The organism is Bacillus sp. JJ1127 (genome assembly GCF_036965845.1).
Classification (GTDB): Bacteria; Bacillota; Bacilli; order Bacillales; family Bacillaceae_G; genus Bacillus_A.
In genome coordinates, this window is sequence record NZ_JBALQK010000011.1 from 22,735 (window position 1) to 25,280 (window position 2,546).

General features: G+C 35.3%; 4 protein-coding genes and 1 pseudogene (1 of these 5 running past the window's edge). 4 read left to right on the top strand and 1 reads right to left on the bottom strand.

Annotated features, from left to right (window positions below; translation table 11 throughout):
* Positions 1 to 171, bottom strand: a pseudogene (locus V7183_RS02030) (VOC family protein); the annotation flags it as partial.
* A gap of 59 nt (positions 172 to 230) precedes the next feature.
* On the opposite strand from V7183_RS02030, the gene V7183_RS02035 reads away from it, so the two are divergent.
* From V7183_RS02035 to brnQ2, 4 genes are all read left to right on the top strand, one after another.
* On the top strand, positions 231 to 446 hold the full coding sequence (locus V7183_RS02035; protein ID WP_097894604.1) for a spore coat associated protein CotJA: 216 nt from the start codon (positions 231 to 233) through the stop codon (positions 444 to 446).
* Between the two features lie 8 nt (positions 447 to 454).
* The gene (locus tag V7183_RS02040; RefSeq protein WP_141523289.1) at positions 455 to 718 is read left to right on the top strand and encodes a spore coat protein CotJB; all 264 of its coding nucleotides are present in this window, start codon (positions 455 to 457) and stop codon (positions 716 to 718) included.
* Positions 719 to 730: 12 nt separating this feature from the next.
* Entirely contained in the window at positions 731 to 1,300 is a 570-nt protein-coding gene (cotJC, locus tag V7183_RS02045) for a spore coat protein CotJC (RefSeq protein ID WP_097894605.1), read from the top strand.
* Between the two features lie 245 nt (positions 1,301 to 1,545).
* On the top strand, positions 1,546 to 2,546 hold the 5' portion of the coding sequence (gene brnQ2, locus V7183_RS02050) for a branched-chain amino acid transport system II carrier protein BrnQ2 (protein WP_335358544.1). The gene runs 313 nt beyond the window's last position; the window shows 1,001 of its 1,314 coding nt (coding positions 1–1,001); it begins with the start codon at positions 1,546 to 1,548; its stop codon lies off the right edge, out of view.

Genomic DNA, 2,546 nt, shown 5'->3' on the forward strand with positions numbered 1-2,546 from the left:
TACATCTAATTGCGGTCTTTGTGAACTAGGATATAATCCTAGAATGCCTTCATAAAAATATAATGTTTCTTTTAAATTTCTTACTTTTAATACAATAGAGCTTGTAATATGCTTCACGTGCATTTCCCCCCTGTACCTATTAGTTTTTCTATATGTGTCATAAAAGGTGATTATGTCTGAATACAGTATATAGTGATGAAGTTTTTAGTTTTATATAAGGAGGTTCTGTCATGAATAAGTATATGAAATCGTATACACCATACCATGGTCCAAAAGATCCTTGTCCTCCTATCGGGAAAAAATACTATTCTACTCCTCCTAATCTATATTTAGGATTTCAACCGCCAAATTTACCACAGTTCTCCCCAAAAGAAGCTTTAAGAAAAGGTACTTTATGGCCTGTTTTTTATGATTATTACGAAAATCCATACAAAAAAGGGCGGTGAACATAATCGTGGCTCAATCATTACCAGAAGAGTATTATCAATGGATGGAAGAACTGCAAGAACTCGACTTTGTACTAGTTGAACTAACACTGTATTTAGATACACACCCTGATGATGTTACATCTATTAATCAATTTAATGATTTTTCTTATAAACGACGATTGTTACGGCAAAAAATCGAAGAGAAATATGGACCCCTTCAGCAATTTGGGAATAGCTATTCTAAGGCTCCGTGGGAATGGAGTAAAGGTCCGTGGCCATGGCAAATTTAAAGGAGAAGAACTATGTGGATATATGAAAAAAAATTGCAATATCCTGTAAAAGTAAGTATGTGCAATCCAGCACTCGCAAAATTGTTAATTGAACAATACGGCGGTGCAGATGGAGAGTTAGCTGCCGCACTTCGCTATTTAAATCAACGTTATAGCATTCCTGATAAAGTAATTGGTTTACTTACAGACATCGGTACCGAAGAATTTGCCCACCTTGAAATGATAGCGACAATGGTCTACAAACTAACAAAAGATGCGACGCCTGAGCAAATGAAAGCAGCCGGACTTGATCCTCATTATGCCGACCATGATAGCGCCCTACATTATCATAATGCAGCTGGTACACCATTTACAGTCACATATATACAAGCAAAAGGTGATCCTATTGCTGATTTATATGAAGACATTGCTGCTGAAGAAAAAGCAAGAGCGACATATCAATGGCTCATCAATTTATCAGACGATCCTGATATAAATGATAGTTTACGTTTTTTACGAGAACGTGAAATCGTTCATTCCCAACGTTTCCGCGAGGCGGTCGAAATTCTAAAAGAAGAACGTGATCGCAAAATTTATTTTTAATTCCACTACATACACATATCATATCGGTATGTGTATTTTTTATCCTCATTGCCTCCCTTTCTTTCAAGAGTAACATCCTCTCTATTCAAACTATAAATAGTATAATTATTCGATTTGACGCATTAATTTCTATTTTTTCAAAATTCCCTATTGCTTTATGGTCATCAGACCTTTAAAATAAAAACAGTTACTTGACAAATTGTTTGAATTTTCGACAAAATACTTCTTAGGAGGATTTTCTATATATGCGTAACACTTTAAAACCATCGCAAATTCTTTCCATTAGTTTATTGCTATTTGCGGTTTTTTTCGGCGCTGGTAATATGATTTTCCCGCCACTTCTCGGGCTTTCTTCAGGAGAAAATATGTGGGTTTCTATTTCAGGGTTTATTATTACAGATGTAGGTTTATCCCTATTAGCAATAGTTGCTGTTGCTCTTGCAGGTGGTAGCTTTAAGAATTTAGCGAGCCGTGTTCATCCAAAATTCGCAGCAGTACTAGCCATTATTATTTATCTTTCAATCGGTCCGCTATTTGTTATTCCACGAACGGGATCTGTTTCTTATGAAGTTGGGATCGCACCACTTTTCCACGATCATTGGTATTCTATGTTAATTTTCACTTTTATTTTCTTTACGATCGTCTACTTTTTATCATTAAATCCATCTAAATTAGTTGATCATATCGGAAAAATATTAACACCGATTTTACTTGGAATTATTGCTGTTATGGCAACGAAAGCAATCCTTTCACCTACGGGATCATTTGTAAATCCTGTCGGCGATTATAAAGAAATTCCATTTTTCAAGGGATTTTTAGAAGGATTCTTAACACTAGATGCAATTGGTGCTCTCGTTTTATCAACAATCGTCGTAAATGCAATTCGCCAAAACGGTGTACAAGAAAAGGCATCCATTGCTAAATACACAATTATTTGTGGAAGTATTGCCGCTTTTTTCTTAACAATTGTCTATTTCTTACTTGGATATATCGGTGCATCAAATGGAAGCCTAGGGCAATTTGAAAACGGCGGCCAACTATTAGCAACTGTTATGTATCAATTATTTGGGACAAGCGGTAACATCATGCTAGGCATTGCCATTGTATTCGCTTGTTTAACAACAGCAATCGGTGTTGTTAGTGCTTTCGCAAACTATTTCACAACTATATTAACAAATGTTTCTTATAAGAAACTTGTATTATCTGTTTGTATCTTTAGCTTTATCATTTCAAACTTAGGTTTAAG